The sequence below is a fragment of the Arthrobacter sp. H41 genome (genome assembly GCF_000520535.1).
Classification (GTDB): Bacteria; Actinomycetota; Actinomycetes; order Actinomycetales; family Micrococcaceae; genus Arthrobacter_D.
The window spans coordinates 27,515-33,649 of sequence record NZ_KI914777.1; the positions used below are offsets into that span (position 1 = coordinate 27,515).

Genomic DNA, 6,135 nt, shown 5'->3' on the forward strand with positions numbered 1-6,135 from the left:
GAACCGGCCGCGGCACCGAGCGAGCCCAGCCGGCCCATGGCCGCCCGCAGTCCGGGTGCCACCGCATCGACGTCGAGGGTATCCGGATCCGCTGAGAACACCCCTCCCGCAACGGGAGCGACAAGGCGGTCCAGGACCTCCTCCCCCATGCGTGTCCGGACGAGTTCGCCGAGGCTGACACCGGGACGGGTGGCGAGGGAGCCGGGTGGAAGCATCCTGTCCAGGGATGCCCGGAGCACACCCGCCCGGCCGATCGCCGCCGCGGTCCCGGCGTCGGTCGGGTCTGCCGGAATGCCGAGCACTCCCGAACTGGGCAGGGGCTGCGCACTGCGTTGCAGGTCCTTACCCGGAAGCTGGACCCACGCGCCCGCCGCTTCGGGAACCACCAGCTCGGCCTCGAGACCGAGCTCGGCGGCGAGCCCGGGAACCGTGGCGGAGCGAGTGGAGAAGGATTCGGCGCCGCTGTCGAGCCGGAACCCGCCGAGCTCGCGCGAATCCACACTGCCGCCGAAACGCGCCGACTCCTCGAGGACCGTCACCTGCAGCCCGCGCCGGGCAAGGGTCCGGGCCGCGACGAGTCCGGCCACCCCCCCACCCACGACGACGACCGGCACATGACCGCCTCTGCCTGACGAGCCGGGAGCCGGCGCGGTTCCGCTTCTGGCCGGTCCGCTCATGCCGGTGGGGATACCGAATGGATCAGTTCGACCACCCGGGTCAGTACTTCCGGGTCGGTCCCCGGCGGCACCCCGTGACCCAGGTTGACCACATGCCCGGGCGCCGCGGAACCCGAGTCGAGTACCTCCCGCACATGCTTCTCCAGTACCTCCCACGGAGCCTGGAGCAGTGCCGGATCGATATTGCCCTGCAATGGAACCCTGCCGCCCAACCGCCGGTTGGCCTCGGCCAGCGGAAGCCGATAGTCGACGCCCACCACGTCCACGCCGACGTCGTACATGGCCGCGAGCAGTTCCGAGGTGCCGGTGCCGAAGTGGATCAGCGGGGCGCCCAGACCGCGGACGTGGTCGAGCGCGAGGGAGGAGGCCGGCGCGACGTGCCGAACATAGTCGTCAAGGCCGAGCGAGCCCGCCCAGGAGTCGAAGAGCTGTGCGGCTGACGCTCCGGCCTCCAGCTGGGCCCGGAGGAAGCGGCCTGACGCGTCAGCGGCCCACTCGGTCAAGGCCCGCCACGTGTCGGGGTCGGCGTGCATCATCGTGCGGGGCCCGAGGTGGTCGCGGGACGGCTTGCCCTCGACCATGTAGGCCGCGAGGGTGAAGGGGGCGCCCGCGAACCCGATCAGCGGCGTCGAGCCCAGCTGCGCAACGGTTCGTGCGACGGCCTGCCGAATGGGCTCCAGGGCGGCGTCGGTGAGGACCGGCAGCGCGGCAACATCGGCGGCGCTGCGGATGGGCGTGCCCAGCACAGGCCCGACGCCGGGCACGATGTCGACGTCCACACCCGCCAGCTTGAGCGGAATGACGATGTCGGAGAAGAAAATAGCGGCATCGACGTCGTGCCGGCGCACCGGCTGGAGGGTGATCTCGGAGGCCATCTCCGGGTCGAGGCACGATTCGAGCATATTGGTTCCCTCGCGCAGCGCCCGGTACTCGGGCAGGGAACGTCCGGCCTGGCGCATGAACCACACCGGACGACGGTGTGGCGCAAGCCCGCGGTAGGCGGAGATGAGGGCTGATTCAGCCGTGCGGCCGTCCATCAGCGGATGTGCTGCTCCAAGGTTCATACCCTGATTCTGCCGTTGATCGTCAGAGATCGTTAACCCCCGCCCGGCGTCCGACGCCGCTGGTGTCCAATCTCACGTGCGCGCCGCGCCCCCATTTTCCGCGGAAGTACGCAAAAGGCAAGACCCGGGTAAGGCGAACCTATTACTGCCGGCGGGTGCCCGCTCGTTATGCTTGTCGGGTTGTGGTTCTACTATCCCTTGTTGCGACGCACTCGAATGTAGACCTGGAAACCGTTGCCCGGCTCAGCGTCGGGGCGCCCCAGGTCCCCTCGGCCGTGCTTGCCGATGGACGCGCAGTATCAGGCGCCGTGGTCCTGGCCACCTGCAACCGCTTCGAGATCTACGGCGAGGCCCCGTCCGAAGACGACGTCGAAGCTGCCCGTTCGGCCATCGTTTCCACCATCAGCGACTACTCCGGCATTCCCGCCGCCTCCGTATCGTCCTCCTTCGTCACCAATACCGGCGAAGCGGTAGCCGAGCATCTCTTCGCCGTCAGCGCAGGCCTGGACTCCGCCGTCGTGGGTGAGCGCGAGATCGCCGGGCAGGTCCGCCGGGCCCTGATCGACGCCCAGTCGACCGGAGCCGCCAGTCCCGGTCTGGTCCGCCTGTTCCAGACCGCCTCGCGCACCGCGAAGGACGTCGGCGCACAGACCGTCCTCGGCAGCCAGGGCCGCTCGATCGTCTCCGTCGCCCTCGAACTTGCCGGCGACGTGTCTGGGGACGCGGACTGGACCACCAAATCCGTGGTGCTCTTCGGAACGGGCGCCTACGCCGGCGCCACCATGGCATTGCTGAAGGAGAAGAAATGCAGCCGCATCTCGGTCTTCTCATCCTCCGGCCGTGCCCAGAGTTTCGTCTCGACGCGGGGAGGCACTGCGCTCACGGCGGAAAAGCTGCCCGCCGCCCTTCGGGAGGCCGACGTCGTCATCGGCTGCAGCGGAAGCGACGCGAGGATCGAAGCGGCTGACCTCGAGCGGGTCCGGCGCGGTTCGGCGCGGCCGCTCGTCATCATCGACCTCGCCCTGAGCCATGACTTCGATCCAGCGGTGGCAAACCTCGACGACGTCGAGCTCATCACCCTCGAGTCGGTCCGGCTCGCCGCGCCCGAGGAGCAGGCCGATGCCCTCCAGCAGGCGGGACGCCTGGTGAAGGACGCCGCGCGCAGCTTCGAGGAGCAGCAGAACAGCCGTGCCATGAACACCGCCATCGTCGCCCTCCGGAAACACACCCAGGAAGCGCTGGACTCGGAGATGGAACGCGTCCGCGCGCAGCACGGCTGTACCGCAGCGGCCGAAGAGGTGGAATTCGCCCTCCGCCGCATGGTGCGGCAGTTGCTCCATGTTCCCACTGTCCGCGCACGTGAGCTTGCAGCCGAAGGCCGCCAGGACGACTATCTGGCTGCGCTGGAGGCGCTGTACGGGATCGACGTAGCACCTTCGGCCAGCACGACGGCGCGGGCTGCCGGAGCGGGCGCCGACAACGCCGCCACCGCATCGGACGCCGCCGAACTGAGTGCAGCCCGCTGCCCGGTACACCAGCCTCCTGCGGCGGAGTCGGCGTAAGCACCGGTTCCACCACCGCGTGGCCGTGCGTCTCAGTACACCGCCTTGTGCGGCTCGATCCGTTCGACCCACTCGAGGATGCCGCCTTCCACCGAATACACCCGCTCATAGCCCTGCTGTGCAAGGTATCGGGCCACGTCGGCTGAACGGCTGCCGGCCTTGCAGTGCACATACACCGGGCGGTCGCCCTCCGGGAGGTACTCCCCGCCGAGGATGCGGTCCTTCGGAACCAGCTCCGCTCCGTCGATCCGCACGACGTCGTACTCACCCGGCTCGCGGACGTCCAGCAGGCTGAAGTCCGCCTTCCCGGCTGCGCGCTGCCCGAGCAGCACGGCGAGCTCTTCCACGGTGACCGTCGGTACCGCCGCTGCTGTTCCATCCGCGGCGGGCAGCCCGCAAAACGCCTCGTAGTCCACCAGTTCGGTGGTGGGCAGGGCGTTCGGATCCCGCCGCACCCGGACCTCGCGCCACGACATCTCGAGCGCGTTGAACACCAGCACCCGGCCCAGCAGGGTGCGTCCGATTCCCGTGATGAGCTTGATGGCCTCGTTGGCCATCACCGACCCTATCTGCGCGCACAGCACCCCCAGCACGCCGCCTTCAGCGCATGAGGGGACCGAGCCGGGAGGCGGGGCTTCCGGATACAGATCGCGGTAGCCCGGCCCATACTTCTCCCAGAACACGCTGACCTGGCCGTCGAAGCGCAGGATCGACCCCCAGACGTAGGGGATGCCAAGAATTGCAGCGGCGTCGTTGACGAGGTACCGCGTAGCGAAATTGTCGGTGCCATCCACCACGAGGTCGTATCCGGCGAAGATCTCCAGTGCGTTGTCGGCGGTCAGACGGGCAGGGAAAAGGTGCACCTGAACGAGCGGATTGACTTCCGCGACGCTCTGCCGCGCGGACTCCGCCTTTTCCTCGCCGACGTTTCCCACACCATGGATCACCTGGCGCTGCAGGTTGGACACCTCGACGACGTCGTCGTCGACGATTCCGAGCGTTCCTACTCCGGCTGCGGCCAGATACAGCAGGACCGGCGAGCCGAGCCCTCCCGCCCCGATCACGAGCACCCGGGCGTTCTTGAGGCGCTTCTGGGCCGTCAGCCCGAATTCGGGGATGATGAGGTGGCGGGAGTACCGGAGCGCTTCCTCCCGGGTGATTTCACCAGCCGGCTCGACCAGCGGGGGCAGGACGGGGCTTCGCTCGGAGGGGCTGAAAACGCTCATGCTCCAATCTATTCCTCCGGACGACTTCCGCCCACCGGGACGCGGCTGCTGCTGCCTGATGGGTAAACTGGGGCGGACAACTACTGCGAGCAAAGGGTGCGGCACGTGGGCGCAGAAGCAGCACCGGGAGGCAAGGCCCTCCGGCTCCCCAGGGACGAACGCAGGCGCCAGTTACTGGACGCAGCTCACGAGGTGTTCGTGGTGCATGGATACCACGGAGCGGCGATGGACGACATCGCCGAGGCGGCAAAGGTCAGCAAACCCGTTCTGTATCAGCATTTCCCCGGCAAACGCGAGCTCTACCTGGCACTTCTCGAAAGCCACCTCGCCGCCCTGACCGCCCTGCTCGTCGAGGCCATGCGCTCCACCGAGGACAACAAGCTGCGCGTGCATGCGACGATGCGCGCCTACTTCCAGTTCATCGCACAGGACAGCCAGGCGCACCGGCTCGTCTTCGAATCGGACGTCAGCAATGACCCCGACGTCAGCAGCAGGCTGGAGGAGTTCAACGCCCATTTCGCCAACTCGATAGCCGGGATCATCGCCGAGGATACCCAGCTGTCCCTGGTCGAGGCCACCCTCCTGGGGCGGGGCCTTGCCGGCATGGCGCAGGTCAGCGCACGCTACTGGCTCGAGACGGACGGCAGCCTCGACATCGACTCCGCCAGCGAACTTATCTACCGTTTAGCTTGGCGCGGAATTAGTCGTTTCCCCAAGGAAATCTAGAGTAGGTTTCCAAGAGGTCTATAGGTTCACTACACAGGAGGCACCCGCCGTGGAAGTAAAAATCGGTATCCAGAACGTCAACCGGGAAATCGTTCTGGAATCCTCGGAAACGGCAGAGGCACTCGCCGAGGTCGTGTCGAAGGCCATCACGGGGGGCACCGAGCTTCGGCTCACCGACAGCAAGGGACGGCAGGTCATCGTGCCGGCGTCGGTCCTCGGCTACGTGGAAATCGGAGCCGAGGAACAGCGCCGCGTCGGTTTCGGAGCCCTCTAGGTTCAGCGGCGGAAACGCCCTGTAGGTTCGCCCTCTAGGTTCAACGGGCGGATAGAGAGCGCGGATCCGCCCGCTACGCGGTGAGGCCCAGCGCGCCCATCCGCCGTGAATGGTTGCGCGTCAAGAGCGAGAACAGCGCCGTCGTGTGTTCCGCGTGGTCCGACGCGTCGGCGAACAGCAGGCCTCCGAGGAATTCCCGTTCAATGCCGATGCGCTGCGCCTGGGTCAGGGCCTCCCCCACGAGCCGCCTTCCCCACAGGGCCAGGCGCGAGGCCAGCCGGGGATCGTCGGCAAGCGCTTCCTTGAGCCGCCGGTACAGCAGCGGAGACCCTTCCCCGGACTCGATACTGCCGATCAGGGAGCGGGTGTCCGGGTCCAGCCGGTCGGCGAGCGCCCTGTAGAAGTCTCCCGAGATGGCGTCGATCACGTAGGCCTTCATGAGCGACTCATACCAGTCGCCCGGTCGGGTTCGTTCGTGGAACGAGTCCACTGACGCCTGGAACGGCGCCATCGCTTCCTCGACGTCGACGCCCAATCCGGAAAGATGGCTGCTGACCATCTCGAAGTGTTCGAACTCGAGGACCGCGAGCCGGCCGAGCCCCGCCC

The 6,135-nt window shown here is 67.6% G+C and carries 7 protein-coding genes; 3 read left to right on the forward strand and 4 right to left on the reverse strand.

Going from position 1 to position 6,135, the window contains the following annotated elements:
- Together Y705_RS17575 and hemE are read right to left on the reverse strand one after the other, a co-directional pair.
- The coding region (locus Y705_RS17575) for a protoporphyrinogen/coproporphyrinogen oxidase (protein WP_155849932.1) at positions 1 to 677 on the reverse strand (677 nt) is incomplete at its 3' end.
- Complete coding sequence (gene hemE / locus Y705_RS0105025) at positions 674 to 1,741, reverse strand: uroporphyrinogen decarboxylase (protein WP_026532054.1); 1,068 nt, start codon at positions 1,739 to 1,741, stop codon at positions 674 to 676. The genes hemE and Y705_RS17575, both read right to left, overlap by 4 nt.
- Positions 1,742 to 1,923: 182 nt before the next feature.
- On the opposite strand from hemE, the gene Y705_RS0105030 reads away from it, so the two are divergent.
- Positions 1,924 to 3,303: a glutamyl-tRNA reductase gene (locus tag Y705_RS0105030; protein WP_026532055.1), complete on the forward strand. Its 1,380-nt coding sequence runs from the start codon at positions 1,924 to 1,926 to the stop codon at positions 3,301 to 3,303.
- Positions 3,304 to 3,335: 32 nt separating this feature from the next.
- On the opposite strand, the gene moeB is transcribed toward Y705_RS0105030, so the two are convergent.
- Positions 3,336 to 4,529 (reverse strand): molybdopterin-synthase adenylyltransferase MoeB, encoded by a 1,194-nt coding sequence (moeB, locus tag Y705_RS0105035; RefSeq protein WP_049822304.1) that lies wholly within the window; start codon positions 4,527 to 4,529, stop codon positions 3,336 to 3,338.
- Between the two features lie 105 nt (positions 4,530 to 4,634).
- Here moeB and Y705_RS0105040 point away from each other — a divergent pair, with 105 nt between their 5' ends.
- Together Y705_RS0105040 and Y705_RS0105045 are read left to right on the forward strand one after the other, a co-directional pair.
- Positions 4,635 to 5,255: a TetR/AcrR family transcriptional regulator gene (locus tag Y705_RS0105040; protein ID WP_253908488.1), complete on the forward strand. Its 621-nt coding sequence runs from the start codon at positions 4,635 to 4,637 to the stop codon at positions 5,253 to 5,255.
- Positions 5,256 to 5,304: 49 nt separating this feature from the next.
- On the forward strand, positions 5,305 to 5,529 hold the full coding sequence (locus tag Y705_RS0105045) for a DUF3107 domain-containing protein (protein ID WP_026532058.1): 225 nt from the start codon (positions 5,305 to 5,307) through the stop codon (positions 5,527 to 5,529).
- Between the two features lie 73 nt (positions 5,530 to 5,602).
- Here the strand turns inward: Y705_RS0105045 and Y705_RS17580 are convergent.
- A partial coding sequence (locus Y705_RS17580; protein WP_081737802.1) for a ferritin-like fold-containing protein occupies positions 5,603 to 6,135 on the reverse strand: 533 nt, incomplete at its 5' end.

What these genes read in the sequence shown, in the direction of transcription:
- hemE (WP_026532054.1), bottom strand. Translation starts at nt 1,741, where the DNA reads ATGAACCTTGGAGCAGCACATCCGCTGATGGACGGCCGCACGGCTGAA.
- moeB (WP_049822304.1), bottom strand. Translation starts at nt 4,529, where the DNA reads ATGAGCGTTTTCAGCCCCTCCGAGCGAAGCCCCGTCCTGCCCCCGCTG.